The organism is Enterococcus asini ATCC 700915 (genome assembly GCF_000407365.1).
Lineage (GTDB): Bacteria > Bacillota > Bacilli > Lactobacillales > Enterococcaceae > Enterococcus_C > Enterococcus_C asini.
In genome coordinates, this window is the sequence record NZ_ASVU01000001.1 from 209,055 (window position 1) to 226,523 (window position 17,469).

Sequence of the window (17,469 nt, forward strand, 5' to 3'; positions counted from 1 at the left end):
TATGCGTATTTTAATCACGGCAGGCGGAACTGCTGAAAAAATCGACCAAGTCCGTTCCATTACCAACCATTCTTCTGGTAGTCTCGGCGTGGAATTAGCCAAAGCGGCTTTACAAAAAGGGACGATTACAGTGGACTATGTCTGGGCCAAAGGTGCTCTATTGCCACCAAAGGATCCCCGGATTACATTACATCCCGTAACCGACACCGCCGACTTAGAAAAAACCATGGCACAACTTCTACAAGCTCATACCTATGGCGCGGTGATTCACGCCATGGCAGTAAGTGACTTCACGCCAGAAATCGCCGCCACCCAAGAAGACCTTATCCAAGGCATGAATACGTGGCTGGCTACAAAAAAAGACGCAAACTTTACAGCAGAAGACGTTCCCGATTTACTAAGAGCAATTTTAGAAAAAAGTCAGTCTGCTACGAAGCTCTCTTCTAAAACTGAGCATTTATTCATGGTTTTAAAGCAGACACCGAAAGTAATCGGACGCATTAAAGCGTTGCAGCCAGAAACTCAGCTGGTAGGCTTCAAACTTTTAGTGGATGTCTCTTCTACTGAACTTCTGACAGTCGCCAGAGCAGCACTAGAGAAAAATCAGGCGGACTATGTCCTAGCCAATGATTTAACCTCCATTCACGAAGGGCAGCACCATGGCTATCTCTTGGACAAAAAGGGCATCGTAGCCGAGGCAAATACGAAGGCGGAGATTGCTCACTTGATTCTGGATACTCTTTTAGAAAGGCAGGAAGTACGATGAAACGACCTCATATTTTGCTAGGCGTCTCTGCTAGCATCTCCGCTTACAAAGCAGCGGATTTAACCAATGAATTGACCAAAAAAGGTTATGCGGTAGATGTGTTAATGACCCGCAATGCAACAAAATTCATCACCCCCTTAACCTTGCAATCACTTTCCAAACGTCCGGTCTATCTGGATGTCATGGCGGAAAGCCAGCCGAATCTGATTACCCATATCGAGCTAGCGAAAAAAGCCGACTTACTGGTAATCGCTCCGGCCACAGCCAATACTATTGGCAAAATCGCCAATGGTATCGCTGATGATATGGTCTCCACAGTAGCCATGGCGGTTCACCCGGGAACACCGAAATTAGTGGCTCCCGCCATGAACACCTATATGTATCAAAATCCCGTGAACCAAAAGAATCTGAACTATTTAAAAGAAATCGGCTACAAAGAAATCGAACCTCGGGAAGCCATGTTAGCCTGCGGTGATTTTGGCCGTGGGGCATTGGCCACCATTGAAGATATCGTAGCGGCGATTGAAAACGAACTCGCCGCACTAGAAGACTAGCTGCAAGGAGCGTACTCATCCAATGAAAAATAAGAAGACCTTTGATATCGTATTAACCGCCTTCTTTCTAGGCATCATGATTTTAATGAGCGTGGTTCCCTTTCTCGGCTTTATCCCGATTGGACCATTAAATGCTACCATCCTCCACGTACCGGTAATTATCGGTTCGGTGATTTTAGGCCCCCGCTTAGGTGCTTTTTTGGGCACATCCTTTGGGGTCATGAGCGTGATTAATGCCACTACTCGCCCTAGCGCCCTGTCCTTTGTCTTCTCCCCTTTCATCCCCATTATCGGGACGAGTCACGGAAGTTGGAAAGCCTTATTAGTCGCTTTAGTTCCACGAATTCTTGTGGGAATCGTGCCTTATTACGTTTACAAATTTGGTCAGCGCTTCTTCAAAGGAAAAACCAATAGCATCTCGCTGTTTCTCGCTGGGATTGCCGGTGGGTTGACCAATACCTTATTGGTTATGAACTTGATTTATTTCTTATTCAAAGACTCGTATGGTCAGATTATCAAAAAAGGCGCCGACCAAGTCTACGGCGCCATCTTAGCGGTCATTGCTACCCAAGGCGTTCCCGAGGCGATTGTGGCCGGTATTCTAACTGCCGCCGTAGCCAGTATTCTCTTGCGTCTGCGTAAGCAAAACGCCCTGGGGAACTAACAGTTTGCAAACAAAAAGCTTGTGCTGATCTTTAAAGGTCAGCACAAGCTTTTTTTATTTGCTACACTTCTTCGCCAATAATGCGGACTTCAGTTTCCAATGTTACACCAAATTTTTCCAAGATGGTCTTTTGAATGTACGCAATCAGCTCCAAGTAGTCCGTGGCGGTGGCATTGTCCACATTTACGATAAAGCCAGCATGCTTTTCGGAAATCTGAGCGCCTCCCCATTTCATCCCTTGAAGGCCTGCGTCTTGAATCAATTTCCCGGTGTAATGACCCACTGGACGCTTAAAGACACTCCCACAAGAAGGATATTCCAATGGTTGTTTCAACTGGCGCAATTCGGTGAGCTCTACCATGCGAGCTTTGATTTGGTCATAGTCGCCTTTTACTAAGCGGAAGCGCGCCCGTAAAATAATGGCTTGCAGTTCTTGAATTGCCGTGTGACGATAGGCAAAATCCATGTCATCCTTGGTATAAGTCTGAATGCTTCCATCCGCCAGTAGCACGTCGCAAGATTCAAAAATCGTTTGAACTTCCCCGTCGTAAGCTCCAGCATTCATGAAGACAGCGCCCCCGACGCTCCCAGGGATCCCACAGGCGAATTCAAAGCCGGTTAAACTATGGTCCAGAGCCACATAAGTCGCGTCGATTAACTTAGCTCCGGCTTCCGCTGTCAAGAGTCCCTCTTCCACGGTGATGTCCGTCATATCGCTAAGCATAATTACCAAACCTCTGATGCCACCGTCTTTCACAATCAGGTTGCTGGCATTGCCCAAAATCAACCAAGGCATATTTTCGTCTTTACAATACAAGACCAACTCCCGTACTTCGTCAGCATTCTTAGGAAAAGCCAAAAAGTCTGCCGGCCCTCCGGTTTTGGTAAAGGTGTAATTCATCAATGGTTCGTCTACTAAAATCGCAATTTCAGGAAAAATTGCCGGAAGATTATTTTTCAAAGTAAAAATCCTTTCTACATAGCCCCTAATCGGCTCTTAGGTTAAACTCCCCTAAAACATCCTTTTCATTTTAGCACGACTTGCTTAGACTGGCTAGTCCTGAGAAGAATCCTTAAGAGCTTGCAAAAAGGCCTCACACAGTTCGTGACTCTTTAAAACATTGTCTTGGCACAAGTCGACTTCCTCTCCTCGTAAAGCGGCTAAAAAGGCTTGTAGCATTGGCTCAAAGCCCCGCTTGTGCAAGGTGGTTTCCCAATCGTTGCCTCGGTGTTGTATCACAGCCTCTTGAGTCACTTGGGTCAACTGGGTTAACTCTTGTAGTTCATAGTTGCCCCCAGGTGCGATCAGTTGATAGGACTCCTGATTGACCCCACTGGTGAGATCCATGTGTAAAGTAGCCACCGTGTTTTTCGTGTGCAAGGTCAAGTGGGCTTGATACAACAGGCCGTCTTTGACCACGCCTCGGGCTTGCAACTTCTCAATCTCCTCATCCAACAAATAGACCGCAGTATCTACCAAGTGTAAAAACAAATCATAGACGACAAATTTCACCGGTTGAGGAGCGTCGATTCGATGCTTTTGCAAAATCAATAAGTGCTTGTCTGTTTGGTCTTTTAAAGGCTTCACCAAAGGAGCAAAGCGGCGATTAAAGCCCGCCATTAGCAATAAATTTTTCTCTTTAGCCAGTTGTAAAAGCTCGGCTACGACAACGGAATCTTCTGCGATTGGTTTATCCACAAAGACATGGACCCCCGCTTTTAAACAACGACGGATGTATTCACTGTGAACTTTGGTCGCCGCATGAATCAAACAAGCGGAAATCCCTTCTTCCAATAATTCTTCTAGGCTAGTCACACAGTGGGTAAAGCCATACTCTTTTGCTAGCAACTCTTTGGTTTTCTGATTCGTCGTCGCAAAGATGAAGTCCCCTTGGCCGCGATTTTGCCCATACAAAGGTAAATAAGCCTTCTGAGCGATATTGCCGATTCCAATGACACCGATTTTCATTTTAGTTCCTCCTTTATTTAGGTAAAGTCCCAGACTCATCCGGGCTTTCTTGCGTACAGATTTCTTTCATCTTACCCTATTTTTCGCTAGAATGGATACAAATAGATCGGAGGGCGTTAGCAGTTGAAATGTATCTCATGGAACGTGAATGGCTTACGAGCCGTTATGAAAAAGAATTTTATGGAAGTTTTTGATGAATTAGACGCAGATTTTTTCTGTCTTCAAGAAACCAAACTCCAAGCAGGACAAATCGAAATGGATCTGCCCGGGTATTACGAGTATTGGAACTACGCAGAAAAGAAAGGCTATTCCGGCACGGCCATCTTTGCCAAAGAACAAGCGCTGTCCGTTAACTACGGCATCGGCATTGCCGAACATGACTTGGAAGGCCGGGTGATTACTTTGGAATACCCGGAATTTTACCTAGTTTGTTGTTACACCCCAAATTCTCAAAACCAATTAAAACGCTTGGATTATCGTATGAACTGGGAAGACGATTTCCGAGAGTATCTGACGAATTTAAAAGCACAAAAAAGCGTGATTTTATGTGGCGATTTAAATGTCGCCCACGAAAATATCGACTTAAAAAATTGGAAAACCAATCAAAAGAACGCCGGATTTACACCAGAAGAACGAAATAAATTCACGGAACTCTTGGCAGCAGGCTTCACCGATAGTTTCCGCTACTTCTATCCAGAGCAAGAAGGGATTTATTCTTGGTGGAGTTATCGTTTCAACGCCCGGGCCAATAATGCCGGGTGGCGCATCGATTACTTCGTGGTTTCCGATGATTTACAAGACAAGCTCGTGGATGCCAAAATTCACACGGAAATTTTTGGCAGCGACCATTGTCCTGTGGAACTAGACCTACAGTTATAATCAGCAATGCCCCATAACTAGGCACTTTGCAAGTAATCTAAGCAAAGTGCCCGGTTGTGGGTCTTTTTTTTCTATTAAGAAATGTGTCACGGACAATTTTTTGTGATATAGTCAAGGCGCAAACAAACGTTTTTGTAAGGAGTGTTGTCGGGATGAACTTTATCGCGATGGATTTTGAAACAGCCAATGCCAAACCCTACAGCGCCTGTTCCTTGGCACTTGTCATGGTTCGTGACAGCCGGATTGTAGGGGAATACTATACGTTGATTCAACCGGAAACTGACTTTTTCTGGCGTAATATCCAGATTCATAAAATCCACCCTCAAGACGTGGTAGATGCCCCAAAATTTCCAGACGTTTGGCAACAGATCAACCAATACTTTAATCCCCAAAGCCTGATTGTGGCCCACAATGCGGCTTTTGATAATAAAGTTTTGGCCGGATGCTTAGACTACTACGGCTTGGAAAAACCCGAGTATTTGTCCCTTTGCACGGTGCGCACAAGCCGGAAACTCTATCCAGAATGCAGTAACCATCGTTTAAACACCATGTGTGACTACTTAAACATCGGCTTGGACAATCACCATGATGCTTTAGAAGACAGTCGTGCTTGCGCTCAGATTCTTTTGCGGCAAGAGGACAGCTTTGGCACCGACCCTTTGAAAAAATTGGTCACGATACAATAAAAAGGACGCCTGTAAACGGGCGTCCTTTTTCAATGCAACAAACGGCTCATGAAAGCCACATCTAAAAACTCTCCTTGATCTCCTCTGGCACCTCGGGACATGATTGTTTCTGTGGCAAAGCCAAACTTCTCATACAAGTGACGAGCTCGCTGGTTTTGAACCTGGACTTTAAGCTCCAAGCGGAAGAGCACTTCTCCGACCTCAGCCCAATCTAGCAACTCTTCTAATAAAATACTTCCGAGTCCGAGCCCCCAGTATTCTTGTAACACGCCGATGCCCACCTCGCCAATATGATACGTTCGCGGGTCTTTGTCTGCGGCGATAGAAGCTACGGCAACTAGCGCTCCATCGGCTTCAGCAACGAGTAGCAACTGGTGGTCGCTAGCGGCAATCGCCTCCAAGTGCCGGCCCAACGACTCTGGCTTTAACCCCATGCCAAAGCGATCAAAACTCATAAATTCCGTTTCCGAACCCAGTTGATTCAACAGGTCAATCAGACTGGCCGCATCTTCAAACTCGGCCCCACGTAGAGTTAAATCAATCTCACTCATGCTTTTGGCTCCTAGCTTTGATACGGTCTAGAAAGGCCGCACCTTGCTTGCCATGAGCAGTCAAAGTTACCTGACGTTCTGTTTCTACTCCCGGCACTTGGGCCAACGTCAGCTCCAAATAGTCTGCCGGCAAGTCCTCTTCTAACAGAGTCCCCCATTCCACCACGGACAGGCCTTCCCCTTCAAAGTATTCTTCTAAGCCTAAATCCCCGGCACCTTCTGTTACCCGATAAATATCCATGTGATACAAGGGCAAGCGTCCTCCTGGATACTCCCGGATAATCGTGTACGTGGGGCTTTTGATCATTTGAGTAATCCCCAGCCCTAGAGCGATTCCCTTGGTCAAAGTCGTCTTCCCGGCGCCTAAATCCCCACTTAGGATTAGGACATCTCCCGGCTGGGCCACCTGACCGATTGTTTGGGCAAACTGTTCAGTCTCTTCAAGATTGTGCAATAACAACGGCTGTTCCTCCTCGTTTTTTTCTATGGTCAGTATACCCGTTTCCCCATACCAAAGCAAAAAGAGAGTGTCGCAAGTTGCGCGACACTCTCTTAGTAGGCAATCTTAGTTGTTCAATGCTTGAGCAGCAGTGATGATTGACAATTTGTACACGTCTTCTTCATTTGCCCCACGAGACAAGTCAGAAACTGGTTTGTTCAACCCTTGCAAGATTGGTCCAATGGCTTCGAAACCGCCGAAACGTTGTGCAATCTTGTAGCCAATGTTACCAGCTTGTAGATCTGGGAAGACGAAGACTGTGGCTTTACCAGCTACTGGAGATTCTGGTGCTTTCAATTGACCAACAGAAGCAACATAAGCCGCATCAAATTGCAATTCTCCGTCGATTTGGTAGTTAGGTGCCAATTCTTGGGCAATCTTAGTCGCTTCGACCACTTTGTCGACTTCTGGTGCTTTTGCAGAACCTTTTGTTGAGAAGCTCAACATAGCAACTTTAGGATCGATGTCGAAAAGTTCAGCGGTTTTCGCAGAGTCTACGGCGATTTCAGCTAATTCTTGAGCGTTTGGACTCACGTTAATGGCACAGTCAGAGAAGAGGTATTTTTCTTGATCCCGGCCACGAACCATTAGGAAGGCACCACTTGTGCGGCTTACTCCTGGTTTGGTTTTGATGATTTGCAATGCCGGACGAACGGTATCACCAGTTGAGTGAACGGCACCGGAAACCATACCGTCAGCCAAGCCCATGTAGGTTAACATTGTACCGAAGTAGTTCACATCTTTTAGGACTTCCCGAGCTTGTTCTTCTGTCGCTTTGCCTTTGCGGCGTTCCACGAAAGCTGCGACCATTTCATCAAATTTTTCGTAGTTGTTTGGATCTAGGATTTCGAAGTTGTCCACTGAAACACCACGATCTTCTGCGGCTGCTTTCACTTCCGCTGGGTTACCGATCAAGATAGGATCAACCAATCCATCCGCTTTTAGACGTGCAACAGCTCCTAGAATCCGTGGCTCGGTCCCTTCTGGAAACGCAATGCGCATGTTTTTCCCGTAGATTTTTGCTTTCAAGCTTTCGAATAATTCCACTGAAATACCCTCCTGAGTATGATGCTTCACCATGAAGCGATGCTATTTTTGATTTCTCATACATCATACACTATTCCCAATAAAAAAAACAGTTTGAATTTCCTGTTACAGTAATTTTCTCTTTAGATTCGTTACACATTTCACATACTGATGCTTTTCAATCCTCACTATGCTAATACAGTTACCTTTACTGTATCAAATCTGTATTACTCCGGAGGCAACTGCCAATTAATGGGGGTTTCTCCTAAGGCCACCAATGCTTCATTTGCCTTGGAAAACGGACGGGAACCAAAAAAGCCACGATAAGCAGACAACGGACTAGGATGGGGTGCCGTGAGAATCACGTGTTTACTCTGATCAATCATCTTGTCCTTTTGTTGTGCGGGTCTCCCCCAAAGCAAGAAGACCACGGGTTTCTCCCGTTCATTCAATGCTTGAATGATCCGGTCGGTGAACTGTTCCCAGCCACGCCCTTGATGGGAATTGGCCTCCCCTTTGCGCACGGTTAAAACCGTGTTAAGCAGGAGCACACCCTGCTTCGCCCAGCTTGTCAAATTCCCATGATTCACCGGTTTGGCCCCGACATCTTCACTCATTTCTTTGTAGATATTTTGCAAAGAAGGCGGAACTTTGCCACTTTCCACAGAAAAGGCTAGGCCATGCGCTTGATTCGGCCCGTGGTAAGGGTCTTGGCCTAAGATGACCACCTTCACATCAGGATAATCGGTTAATTCCAACGCAGTAAAAATCCGGTACATATCCGGGTAAACGGTTTGGGTTTGGTATTCATGTTTCAAAAATTCTCGTAACTGTAAATAATAAGGTTTTGTGAACTCTTTTTCTAAGACCTGTTGCCAGCTGTTATGCAAAATTTCTTTCACTGTTTCTCACCTCATGAGCCAGTGTACCTTATTTTTTCTCCTTTGTCTTGAGAAACTCTAGGTGTCCGGCAAGCGCCCATTTGTGGTAAACTGGAAGTAGCGAACCTATGGAAACGAGGAGCATATATGATCAAATTAATCGCATCAGACATGGACGGTACTCTACTAGATTCCAGTATGCAAATCTCCCCGGAAAATGCCGCGGCGATTAAGCATGCTACCGAGCAAGGTGTGGAATTCATCGTTGCCACTGGCCGCAATCGTACCGAAGCTTTGCCCGCATTGGAACAAGTAGGTATCGAGTGTGCCATGGTGACACTAAACGGCGCCCAGGTTTTCGATAAAACCGGTCAGTCTCTGTTTACCGTACCGATTGACGCCCAAACCGTCACTAGTATTTTGGATCTCTTGGATGAACAAGATATCTACTATGAAGTGGCCACCGACCAAGGACTCTTTTCTCAGAGTCAGGAACAGCGTATCGAGCTGTTTGCCACTCATTTAGGGGAAGTCATGCCCCATTTGACCCACAAGATGGCCATTGCCATGGTGGCTTCTCAGCTGGAGATTTTACCGATTCACTATGTATAAAATGTCCGTCAGCGCCTGGCAGAAGGTTTAGAAGTTTTAAAAATCATCTGCTTCCACAAAGAAGAAGCTCGCGTCTTAGGCCCTGTAGCAAAAGAATTGGAAGGCTTTAGGGAACTGAGCATCACGTCTTCTGGGGCAAACAACATCGAAATCAATCATCGGGATGCGCAAAAAGGCATTGCGGTAGCTCACTTGGCTCACGAACGCAACATCCCTTTGGAACAAATTATGACCATTGGCGACAATTTAAACGATATTAGCATGATTCAAATGGCTGGGGTTAGTTTTGCCATGGGCAATGCCGCTTTGGAAGTCAAAGAATACGCCAAATATGTCACCGACACGAATATTGAAGATGGCGTAGGCAAAGCCATTTTGCGGGCTTTACGGGAAAACTTGTAAGCAGTCCTTTTAACTTTTCTAAATTCACTTGACCGTCGTCCTTGTCCCGACAGAAATCACGACAGAAAAGAGGAATGCACATGTCGGAATTTTTCATTCAGGACAAACAACTGAGCAAAGTCACCCGGACCATCGTTAAAGATGAAGCCGGCAAATCCCTCTTCTTACTGGTGGGCCGCTGGGGTACCAAAGGAGACGCCTTGTCTCTTTACGCCATGGACGGCCGCTTAGTCGCCAGTATCAAGCAAATCAGTTTTACTTTTGGCTCCCGCTTTGAAATCTACCAAGACTTCAAACGAGTGGGCACTTTGCAAAAGATTTTTAATTGGCCGGGAGACTTCTACTACATTCAACAACTGCACTGGACCGTGCAAGGGGATATTTACAACCATCGCTACAGTATCCACCACTTTAACCATCGCATTATGAAGATGGACAAGGCAACCTTGCTCACCGGGGATTACTACGTGTTAGACGTCACCGATGATGAGAACGCTCCTTTGTGTATCTGCATTGCTGCGGTCATGGATTACTGGTTGTACAACCGGCGCAAGGACAATAATCGCGATTTTACCTGGCATTTTATGCCCAACTAAACAGCCCTCCTCTTTTTGAGGAAGGGCTGTTTTTTTGTTATTTATCTTGCTTGTCGATAGTGTTTCAATTATCAGAAAATACAAGCATTTCAAACGAAGGGAATTCCTATTACACTGGGGTTTGTAACGGAATTTTCCGAAGATTTAATCTTCCATAAACAGCCACTTTCTTGCTTTCTATCCGAAGAAAAATGCGTTACAATATGCCTGTAAAAGTGGTACATAATGTCTGTACAATTGTTTTACATAGTCTTTTGAATCTTTAAAGGAGGATTTCTTAATGGAAACCATCATGCATCAAGACAGAAGTTGCAAAACAGCTTTGACCAAAAGTGAGTTCGACCCTCAAAACCCAGTATCTTACTACTACATTCCAGAACTGTTGACTGGCTCAGAAGCTGTTACCGTGGACTACGGCAAATCGGAATTCGAACAAGACAAGATGACTTTCCGCTTTGGTCTAGTGGGCTTAGTTGTGGGTGTGCTTTTGTTTGGTCTGTTGTGTCTGGCATTGCCTAGCATCAGTCCAGCCTTTGCAAACTCACCTTTGGTACTCTTTGCATCAGTTGCTATGGCTTGGTATGTAGGGGAAAAAATGAGCCATACTTTGTGTGTGCACTACTACCGTCATCAAGCAAATTAATCATGAAAAAGAAGAACCGTCTCCCTTTGGTTGTCACTTAAGGGAAACGGTTCTTTTTTAGACTTTTTTTTGCATGTGATCGTATTGGTGACCGCTGATCATTCGTTGACCTACCACTTCAAACCCAGCTCTCGTGTACAAGCGTTTGGCATTGGGATTGCCCAAGTCTACGCTTAAACCAATCACGCTTTGCCCTTGCTCTTTCGCAAATGCCGGCAAAGCCGCTAGCAAGTGACTCCCGATTCCTCGCCCCCGAAAATCTGCATTGACACTGATGGTATCCAAATACCACTCTTCTGGGAACGTCTCTGGATCCGTGAAAAGCTGTTCGTCTTGCGGTAGTCCCATACTTTGCAAAATTGCTTCTAGGGGTTTATCGATTGTCGGTTCATCACAATCAGGATACCCAAAGGCCACCCCGGCAACTACACCGTCTTCTTCGTCTACAAGAGCTCGGCGGTAACTATAACGATAATCCTCCGTTTGAATGCCTTTTTCCAAAACTGCTAACGTCTGGTCCACTCCGTAACGAGCGACAAAAGGCAACTCCATATCCTCTAAAATCACCAAAATCAAAGGTGCAATGGCTTTGGCGTCTTCTTTTCGTGCATTGCGTATCATACTCTTCCTCCTATCAGGCCGGCCCTAGTTTCAAAATGGTGCCGACCGCTTCTTCCCTAGGATAACAGGATTTTTCCAGAAAACAAGCCTTGCCTCCTTGGCGAAAGTCCGAGTCAAGGCCTAAAGATAATGCTATAATAGATAAGGTCAATGCTTGCAACCCGTTGACGAAATCACAAGGAGGAACGCTTTCATGGAAATTCGTATTTTGTTTGTTTCGATTACCGGTAATACCCGAGCCTTCGTTCACCAACTACAGGCCTACGCTGAAAATCAAAGTCTGGAGTCACCTAATAAAATCACCCTAAAAGAAATCGATGACAACACCCTGCCGGCCGATGAAGACCAGCCTTTCTTCGCCTTTGTTCCGACTTATTTAGAAGGGGGCAATGGTGTTGATAACGGCGATCAGGAAATTTTGACTGAAAGTCTCCGAGAATACTTAGAATTTGGCGACAATGCCGCTTTGTGCCTAGGCATCGTCGGTAGTGGCAATAAAAACTTTAACAACCAATACTGTCTGACGGCTAAACAGTACGCCGCGGAGTTCGACTTGCCTTTATTGGCGGACTACGAGCTGCGGGGAACTAGTGCCGACGTAAAACGCATCTATGACGAGTTGGTACGAGTCAGCCGAGAAAGCTAGCTTCTCTCTTTTTTTATCCAGCAACAGCTACTCAAGCACCACTAGGAGGAAGTCAGATGTTTCAATTAATTAAAACTTTCATTGCGGTTTACGAAAGCCGCAATTTTACTCAGGCCGCAGAACAGCTCTACCTGTCTCAGCCGACCATTTCTTTACAGGTCAAAAAACTAGAAGAGCAAATGAACGCCACTTTATTCATTCGTAATGGGAAACAAGAGATTCGCCCGACAGAAGCGGCGGACTTCTTTTATCCCCGAGCGCTTCAGATGTTAGAGCTTTGGGAAGACTCAGCTCAGCGGATCCGGGAAAAGGAAAATTTCCGAGAGCATTGCTTTATCGCTTGTTCCAATACGTGTGGCGTCTACCTCGTACCGGAAATCGTCGCCCACTTGATTGAGCAGTATCCGCGAATCGACTTTAGCCTGGAAATGATGAATTCCGAAGAAGTCTTGCATCAGCTGGAGCAAAATAAAGCCGATATTGGCTTCGTGGAAAAACCTGTGCGCAGTGAGTTTTTAAACCAGAGCATCATCTACAAAGACGAGCTGGTTTTAGTGGGCGATCCGGAGTCCGAGTATTGGATCATGCGGGAAGAACTTTCCGGGATGCGCTTGGTAAATGAAGACTACCTAAAACAACAGAACCTTAACCCCCACCTGATTCAAGTCAATAACGGGGAAATGGCCTTGGCCTTGCTTCACGAAGGTGTCGGTCAATCAATTATTTCCAAACTCTCCTTAACCGGCCAAGAAGCTTGGCGCAACGTCCCGGGAGAAAATCATCGGTTCTTTTATTTATTGACCCCGAAGACCGCATTTCGGGAAATTATCAAACAAATTCTGACTAGTGTGGAAGCATACTTAGCAGAAAAAAAACAGTAGGAGTCGCTTTATGAAGGAAATTTACATTGGCTTGGCCATTTTTGCCGCCATTATCGTATTAGTTGTCGGTCTTAGTCTCTACAATCGCTACAAATTACGCAACGAGGTGCGTTACCGGTGGGGCCGCCAGCCTCATCAAACCCGTTTGGACAAAGAAGAAAGTCTCAAACACGCCTGGCAAACGGAAAAAAGCTTCCGTCACTTCGAATCGGAAGTCGACGATATCACTTGGTATGATTTGGATCTTTTTGCTATTTTTGATCAGATTAACGCAACTTATTCCAGCGTCGGCTCCGAAGCCTTGTACCAACGCTTGCGCAATTTTGATTTAGGCAAAGCGGATCAGTTGGAAACTTTGATTCAGTTTTATCAAGAAAATCCCCAACTCAGAGAAGAAGTCCAATTTCAATTTGCCCGCCTTGGCAAACAAGACAATAACTTCACCAAGGAATACTTGGCCCAAGGTGTCAAAAAAGAAATCGGTCACTTCGCACAGTTTGCGCTATTGGGTGCACTGCCACTTGTGGGGCTTTTGCTCCTGCTATTCGGGCAAGGTGTAGGCTTAGTGCTGATGATCGGTGCCATTTTATTCAACGTAGTCTACTACTTAATGAAGAAAAATCAGTTGGAGACCGAGTTGAACAGTATGCGCTACTTAGTCCAAACCATCGCCGTGGCGGAAAAAATTGCGAAACTCCCCCTTCCCGATCAAAAAGCACTGAAAGAAAATTTAAAGCCTCTAAAGGGCATTGCTTCCTGGGGCTTTTCTTTCCGGGCCAAAGGATTTAGTGAAACGGAAATGTTTATGGAATACATCAACATGATTTTCATGTTACCGTTCTTGGCTTATAACTTTGTCTTAAAAAAAATAGGCAATCACACCCAAGAAGCCATCAATCTATGGGAACTTTTAGGCAATCAAGAAGTAGCCATTGCCATTTTGAATTTCCGGACCTTTATGCCCTTAACGAGTCAACCGACCTTTAAAGACGGCCCGGTTCATGCTACGGATATCTACCATCCCTTGGTTTCCGGCGCCGTGGTCAACCCTGTGGACTGGCAAAAAAATACGCTAGTCACCGGCTCCAATGCTTCCGGAAAATCCACCTACGTCAAGAGTATCGCCATTAGCTGTATTTTGGCCCAAACCATCAACACCGCCTTGGCGAAAAGCTTCACCTTGCAGCCAGGACATGTGATTACCTCCATGGCGGTGGAAGACGATATCTTTGAAGGGGACAGCTACTTTATCGCCGAAACAAAATCCATCAAGCGCTTGTTGGACGTGGTCAAAGGTGGTCAGCGTTGCTACTGCTTCGTGGATGAAATTCTAAAAGGTACCAATACGGTGGAACGAATCGCTGCTTCCGCTAGTGTGGTCAACTGGATTCATGAATATCCTAGCTTGGCCTTTGTGGCCACTCACGATATCGAGTTGACGGAGATTTTGAAAAACAAGTGTGACAACCTCCACTTTGGAGAAGAAGTCACCGATGAAAATGGTGTAACCTTCGACTATCAAGTGAAGAAAGGTCCGGCAACTAGCCGTAATGCCATCGCATTATTGAAAGTCTTGCACTATCCGGCCGAACTAGTGGCCAACGCCCAAGCCGAGGCTCGCTATTTCGACGAACATCGCTCTTGGCAAGTTTTGGATTAACCTCCTACTGATAGGAAAAAGACCTCCTTGCGTTTATCGCAAGGGGGTCTTTTTGTCTACTTCTTGATTTATCAGGCTCGTCTGCCAAAAATCCGCCGCCGTGCCTTGTTCCATGCCCATGATGAAACGTTCCCGCACATCGGGGTAGCTTTCCGCGATTTGACTGACAAAGTGCTTGATTTCTTCTCGCTTGGTTTTCTTATCCGCCGGGCAAGGATTGAAAATCACCGGAAGTTCTTCTCGTTTGGCATAGCGGATAATCGCTTTTTCTTCCAAGTAAATCATGGGACGAATCAAGGTCACTTGGGTTTTAGTCAAATAACTTACCGGCTCAAAGCTGGCCATTTTCCCGTGGAAGAGGAAATTCATAAAATACGTTTCCACCGCATCGTCTAAATGGTGGCCTAAAGCGACTTTGTTGCACCCGAGCTCCGCTGCTTTACGGTACAAAATGCCCCGACGCAACTTGGCACACAAGGAACAAGGGGAACGCTCTTCTCGCACCTCGAAAACTACTTGGGCGATATTCGTGGGCACCACGGTCAATTCGTAGCCGAGATTTTCCACAAAGTTTTTCATAGGTGCTAAGTCCACCCCGGGAAAGCCCATATCCAAAGTGATGGGCTGAATCTCAAAGTCAAACCCGAGACGCTTTTGCCGACGCACCGTGTCCAGTAAATACAACAAAGTGGTGCTGTCTTTACCCCCGGACATGCCAATGGCAACCTTGTCTCCTGGTTGAATCATCCCATGATTTAAAATGGCCCGGCGTAACGGATTAAAGTATAGTTGATTGTCTTTTTTTACAAAACTCATTCATTTTCCCTCGCAAAAAAATCACTAGCCAAGCTGTACTGCTTGCCTGCTAAGATATCGTATTGAATCATTTGATAGTCCTTATAAATACTCTCTTTGTCCCCTAGAGAAGCCGTGGCTTGCCACTGCCCATTTTGGTAGTACATGCTCTTTTCAAAAGCCGGCAAGACTTTTTGTAAGTCCAAAAGCAACTGGTAAAAACCTGTGGTCGCTTGATCTGCTTGTTGAAAGAGTGTCGGCGCAAAGTAAAAAGGACTGGTAATTTGCCCTGACGCAGTATTTGCAAGTTTCCCCGCACTGTCGTAGATCAAAAACTCCGTCTCGTGTAATGTAGTGCCGGTATTTGCAGCTTGGGTAGCATCGGAGTAAATCCCTGGTAAATGATCCCCCCAGAAAACCACAATCGTCCGACGGGAAAGCTTGGATAGCTCCTGAGTAAAGTTCTTCAAGGCTTCACTGGCATAGGCCACATCTTGGGCGTAATTGGCGATGGAGTCGTTGTTGCCTTCCGCCGTGACTTGATAGGAAATATTACTGTACTTGCCATTATAGGGCATGTGGGTCTGCATGGTCACCAAATGCAAGAACTGGGGCGTATCCGAGTCCAGCTGATCCAAGACTTCTTCATAAGCCGATTCATCGGAAATATAGGGATTGTTTTCCAGTTTGTCCCTGTGGGTCATAGTATCTTGATCCAAGAACTGGTCAAAGCCCAAAACTTGATAGACGTCTTTTCGTTTGTACATCGACGTATCATAGGGATGAATCGCCGTGGTTTCATAGCCGGAATCCTTCAAAAGGGAAACCAAGGAAGGCAGTTTCTCCAACTTCGGTACCAAAAGCGTATAAGGAGTGGTCATTTGTGCGTTCAATGGTTCCATAGAAAAGCCGGTCAACGCTTCAAACTCGATATTTGCCGTGCCCCCGCCATAGTTTTGGGAAAGCATCTGTCCGCTGTAGGTTTGATTGACCACTTCGTAGTAGTCTTTTAAGGGATCCCAGGATACGGTGACGCCTTTCAAGCGATTGGGGTCAGAGAAGCTTTCGCTCATGACATAGACGATATTGGGCTGTTCCTCTTCTTTCACCTTTTTATTGGCCGCATCCGCTTCTTTTTGATAACGTTCGGTGATTTCTTTCACTGCCGCTTCGCTATAGCCTTTAGGTTTTTCCATGGCTTCTACTTTCAAATTATATAAAAAGCCTCCCACAAAGCCCACATTGTAGTAATTCATCTTTTGGGAATACGGAATCCACAGTGCCGTGCGGTCGTAGCCTTTACGCAAGAGATTGCTACTGGAGTTAAAATTACTAGCGTACAGCAAGAGTCCCCCACTTAAGACAACCGTCACCAAACGCAAAATCTGGATGTTTTTAGGCTTTTTCAAACTGCGCCAGAACATATACCCCATGCCTACTAAAACAGCGAGAATCACCACTAATAAGACCAGAAACAAGGGCAAGCCTACCAGGTCTTTCATCATTCCTAAGTTCGCTGCCATTTTCAAATCATCAGGATAAATCGGCTCTTGCCGCATGGTCATCTTAAGATAATCGGCATAGCCTAAAATCCCAATGAACACCGTGTACAACACCGCCCCCATGCCCAAGGAACCAATCACCCCAGACAAAAAGAGCAGAAGTGCCAACAATACCAAACCTCCTAGAAAGAATTTTTCCGTATGCCAAGAAAAAGCAAACTTCAAAGCCAAATCCAGAGACAGATTATTTTGACACCACTGCAAGTAAAGATTACTAATCAACACCAAGGCTAAAACGCCCACGGCCTTTAAGCCATAAATCAATTTTTTCATGAAAAACTTCCTCGTAATTGCGACATCTAATCCTTTGTAGTAAGGACACCAATAGTCCATATTTTAGCCGTTTCCTAAAAAGATGTAAAGTTATCCCCGCTAGCCCTAAGGAAATTTAACAAGCAACCAGCCCTCGACCTCGTTTCACTTAAGGATTCCTAGCAAAAAATGCACAAAAAAAAGAGGAACCATCCGGTATCCTCTAGCCGTTGTTGACGGAGTCTTCCCCAAAACTCCCACCCTTATTATAAAATAAGGGTAGTTATCGAGTAAAGGGAAATCACCAATTATTTGTCGCATTTT

19 protein-coding genes and 1 pseudogene are annotated in these 17,469 nt (G+C 45.6%); 11 read left to right on the forward strand and 9 right to left on the reverse strand.

The annotated features are described in order from the left end of the window. The first annotated feature begins 1 nt into the window (after nucleotide 1). From coaB to I579_RS01075, 3 genes are read left to right on the forward strand one after another with little or no spacing between them, the layout of a single operon-like run. Nucleotides 2-766 carry a phosphopantothenate--cysteine ligase gene (gene coaB, locus I579_RS01065; protein ID WP_010753055.1) on the forward strand — a complete coding sequence of 255 codons (765 nt, stop codon included), beginning with the start codon at nucleotides 2-4 and terminating at the stop codon, nucleotides 764-766. After that, the gene (gene coaC, locus I579_RS01070) at nucleotides 763-1,320 is read left to right on the forward strand and encodes a phosphopantothenoylcysteine decarboxylase (protein ID WP_010753054.1); all 558 of its coding nucleotides are present in this window, start codon (nucleotides 763-765) and stop codon (nucleotides 1,318-1,320) included. The genes coaB and coaC overlap by 4 nt, the downstream gene beginning before the upstream one ends. A gap of 22 nt (nucleotides 1,321-1,342) precedes the next feature. Then, the gene (locus tag I579_RS01075) at nucleotides 1,343-1,984 is read left to right on the forward strand and encodes an ECF transporter S component (RefSeq protein ID WP_010753053.1); all 642 of its coding nucleotides are present in this window, start codon (nucleotides 1,343-1,345) and stop codon (nucleotides 1,982-1,984) included. 61 nt (nucleotides 1,985-2,045) lie between these two features. Here I579_RS01075 and murB read toward each other — a convergent pair whose 3' ends face one another. Further along, complete coding sequence (gene murB, locus I579_RS01080; protein ID WP_010753052.1) at nucleotides 2,046-2,945, reverse strand: UDP-N-acetylmuramate dehydrogenase; 900 nt, start codon at nucleotides 2,943-2,945, stop codon at nucleotides 2,046-2,048. A 93-nt stretch (nucleotides 2,946-3,038) separates the two neighbouring features. Further along, on the reverse strand, nucleotides 3,039-3,953 hold the full coding sequence (locus I579_RS01085; RefSeq protein ID WP_010753051.1) for a Gfo/Idh/MocA family protein: 915 nt from the start codon (nucleotides 3,951-3,953) through the stop codon (nucleotides 3,039-3,041). Nucleotides 3,954-4,076: 123 nt separating this feature from the next. Here I579_RS01085 and I579_RS01090 point away from each other — a divergent pair, with 123 nt between their 5' ends. Continuing rightward, complete coding sequence (locus tag I579_RS01090) at nucleotides 4,077-4,832, forward strand: exodeoxyribonuclease III (protein WP_010753050.1); 756 nt, start codon at nucleotides 4,077-4,079, stop codon at nucleotides 4,830-4,832. A 152-nt stretch (nucleotides 4,833-4,984) separates the two neighbouring features. Continuing rightward, nucleotides 4,985-5,518, forward strand: a complete 534-nt coding sequence (locus tag I579_RS01095) for a 3'-5' exonuclease (RefSeq protein WP_010753049.1) — start codon at nucleotides 4,985-4,987, stop codon at nucleotides 5,516-5,518. Between the two features lie 29 nt (nucleotides 5,519-5,547). Here the strand turns inward: I579_RS01095 and I579_RS01100 are convergent, their stop codons facing one another. The 4 genes from I579_RS01100 to I579_RS01115 all read right to left on the reverse strand — a co-directional run bounded on the left by I579_RS01100 (nucleotide 5,548) and on the right by I579_RS01115 (nucleotide 8,496). After that, nucleotides 5,548-6,069 (reverse strand): GNAT family N-acetyltransferase, encoded by a 522-nt coding sequence (locus tag I579_RS01100; protein WP_010753048.1) that lies wholly within the window; start codon nucleotides 6,067-6,069, stop codon nucleotides 5,548-5,550. Further along, nucleotides 6,062-6,529: a tRNA (adenosine(37)-N6)-threonylcarbamoyltransferase complex ATPase subunit type 1 TsaE gene (gene tsaE, locus I579_RS01105; protein WP_010753047.1), complete on the reverse strand. Its 468-nt coding sequence runs from the start codon at nucleotides 6,527-6,529 to the stop codon at nucleotides 6,062-6,064. The genes I579_RS01100 and tsaE overlap by 8 nt, the downstream gene beginning before the upstream one ends. 105 nt (nucleotides 6,530-6,634) lie before the next feature. Next, entirely contained in the window at nucleotides 6,635-7,615 is a 981-nt protein-coding gene (gene pta / locus I579_RS01110; RefSeq protein ID WP_010753046.1) for a phosphate acetyltransferase, read from the reverse strand. Between the two features lie 206 nt (nucleotides 7,616-7,821). Then, on the reverse strand, nucleotides 7,822-8,496 hold the full coding sequence (locus tag I579_RS01115; protein WP_010753045.1) for a uracil-DNA glycosylase: 675 nt from the start codon (nucleotides 8,494-8,496) through the stop codon (nucleotides 7,822-7,824). A gap of 126 nt (nucleotides 8,497-8,622) precedes the next feature. Between I579_RS01115 and I579_RS01120 the strand changes: the two are divergent. The 3 genes and pseudogenes from I579_RS01120 (at nucleotide 8,623) to I579_RS01130 (ending at nucleotide 10,728) form a co-directional block, all read left to right on the forward strand. Beyond that, nucleotides 8,623-9,489: pseudogene (locus I579_RS01120) on the forward strand (Cof-type HAD-IIB family hydrolase). Between the two features lie 80 nt (nucleotides 9,490-9,569). Beyond that, nucleotides 9,570-10,085: an LURP-one-related/scramblase family protein gene (locus I579_RS01125; protein WP_010753042.1), complete on the forward strand. Its 516-nt coding sequence runs from the start codon at nucleotides 9,570-9,572 to the stop codon at nucleotides 10,083-10,085. Between the two features lie 280 nt (nucleotides 10,086-10,365). After that, complete coding sequence (locus tag I579_RS01130; protein WP_010753041.1) at nucleotides 10,366-10,728, forward strand: hypothetical protein; 363 nt, start codon at nucleotides 10,366-10,368, stop codon at nucleotides 10,726-10,728. A 57-nt stretch (nucleotides 10,729-10,785) separates the two neighbouring features. Here the strand turns inward: I579_RS01130 and I579_RS01135 are convergent, their stop codons facing one another. Continuing rightward, nucleotides 10,786-11,349, reverse strand: coding sequence for a GNAT family N-acetyltransferase (locus tag I579_RS01135; protein ID WP_010753040.1), 564 nt, complete (start codon nucleotides 11,347-11,349; stop codon nucleotides 10,786-10,788). A 199-nt stretch (nucleotides 11,350-11,548) separates the two neighbouring features. On the opposite strand from I579_RS01135, the gene nrdI reads away from it, so the two are divergent. From nrdI to I579_RS01150, 3 genes are read left to right on the forward strand one after another with little or no spacing between them, the layout of a single operon-like run. Continuing rightward, nucleotides 11,549-11,995 carry a class Ib ribonucleoside-diphosphate reductase assembly flavoprotein NrdI gene (nrdI, locus tag I579_RS01140; RefSeq protein WP_034810371.1) on the forward strand — a complete coding sequence of 149 codons (447 nt, stop codon included), beginning with the start codon at nucleotides 11,549-11,551 and terminating at the stop codon, nucleotides 11,993-11,995. A gap of 56 nt (nucleotides 11,996-12,051) precedes the next feature. Then, a complete protein-coding gene (locus tag I579_RS01145) occupies nucleotides 12,052-12,876 on the forward strand; it encodes a LysR family transcriptional regulator (protein WP_010753038.1) in 825 nt (274 codons plus the stop codon). A 10-nt stretch (nucleotides 12,877-12,886) separates the two neighbouring features. Next, nucleotides 12,887-14,536 carry a MutS-related protein gene (locus I579_RS01150; RefSeq protein WP_010753037.1) on the forward strand — a complete coding sequence of 550 codons (1,650 nt, stop codon included), beginning with the start codon at nucleotides 12,887-12,889 and terminating at the stop codon, nucleotides 14,534-14,536. A 33-nt stretch (nucleotides 14,537-14,569) separates the two neighbouring features. On the opposite strand, the gene I579_RS01155 is transcribed toward I579_RS01150, so the two are convergent. Both I579_RS01155 and I579_RS01160 read right to left on the reverse strand, forming a co-directional pair. Next, nucleotides 14,570-15,352, reverse strand: coding sequence for a tRNA 2-thiocytidine(32) synthetase TtcA (locus I579_RS01155; protein WP_010753036.1), 783 nt, complete (start codon nucleotides 15,350-15,352; stop codon nucleotides 14,570-14,572). After that, on the reverse strand, nucleotides 15,349-17,166 hold the full coding sequence (locus I579_RS01160; RefSeq protein WP_010753035.1) for an LTA synthase family protein: 1,818 nt from the start codon (nucleotides 17,164-17,166) through the stop codon (nucleotides 15,349-15,351). Before I579_RS01160 ends, I579_RS01155 begins: the two co-directional genes overlap by 4 nt. Between the last annotated feature and the right edge of the window lie 303 nt (nucleotides 17,167-17,469).

Excerpts from the sequence above, each read along its gene's own strand:
- I579_RS01100 (WP_010753048.1), bottom strand. The coding sequence starts at position 6,069 with ATGAGTGAGATTGATTTAACTCTACGTGGGGCCGAGTTTGAAGATGCG.
- I579_RS01145 (WP_010753038.1), top strand. The coding sequence starts at position 12,052 with ATGTTTCAATTAATTAAAACTTTCATTGCGGTTTACGAAAGCCGCAAT.
- coaC (WP_010753054.1), top strand. The coding sequence starts at position 763 with ATGAAACGACCTCATATTTTGCTAGGCGTCTCTGCTAGCATCTCCGCT.
- I579_RS01160 (WP_010753035.1), bottom strand. The coding sequence starts at position 17,166 with ATGAAAAAATTGATTTATGGCTTAAAGGCCGTGGGCGTTTTAGCCTTG.
- I579_RS01075 (WP_010753053.1), top strand. The coding sequence starts at position 1,343 with ATGAAAAATAAGAAGACCTTTGATATCGTATTAACCGCCTTCTTTCTA.
- I579_RS01085 (WP_010753051.1), bottom strand. The coding sequence starts at position 3,953 with ATGAAAATCGGTGTCATTGGAATCGGCAATATCGCTCAGAAGGCTTAT.
- I579_RS01130 (WP_010753041.1), top strand. The coding sequence starts at position 10,366 with ATGGAAACCATCATGCATCAAGACAGAAGTTGCAAAACAGCTTTGACC.
- I579_RS01150 (WP_010753037.1), top strand. The coding sequence starts at position 12,887 with ATGAAGGAAATTTACATTGGCTTGGCCATTTTTGCCGCCATTATCGTA.
- I579_RS01135 (WP_010753040.1), bottom strand. The coding sequence starts at position 11,349 with ATGATACGCAATGCACGAAAAGAAGACGCCAAAGCCATTGCACCTTTG.
- coaB (WP_010753055.1), top strand. The coding sequence starts at position 2 with ATGCGTATTTTAATCACGGCAGGCGGAACTGCTGAAAAAATCGACCAA.
- I579_RS01125 (WP_010753042.1), top strand. The coding sequence starts at position 9,570 with ATGTCGGAATTTTTCATTCAGGACAAACAACTGAGCAAAGTCACCCGG.
- I579_RS01095 (WP_010753049.1), top strand. The coding sequence starts at position 4,985 with ATGAACTTTATCGCGATGGATTTTGAAACAGCCAATGCCAAACCCTAC.
- I579_RS01155 (WP_010753036.1), bottom strand. The coding sequence starts at position 15,352 with ATGAGTTTTGTAAAAAAAGACAATCAACTATACTTTAATCCGTTACGC.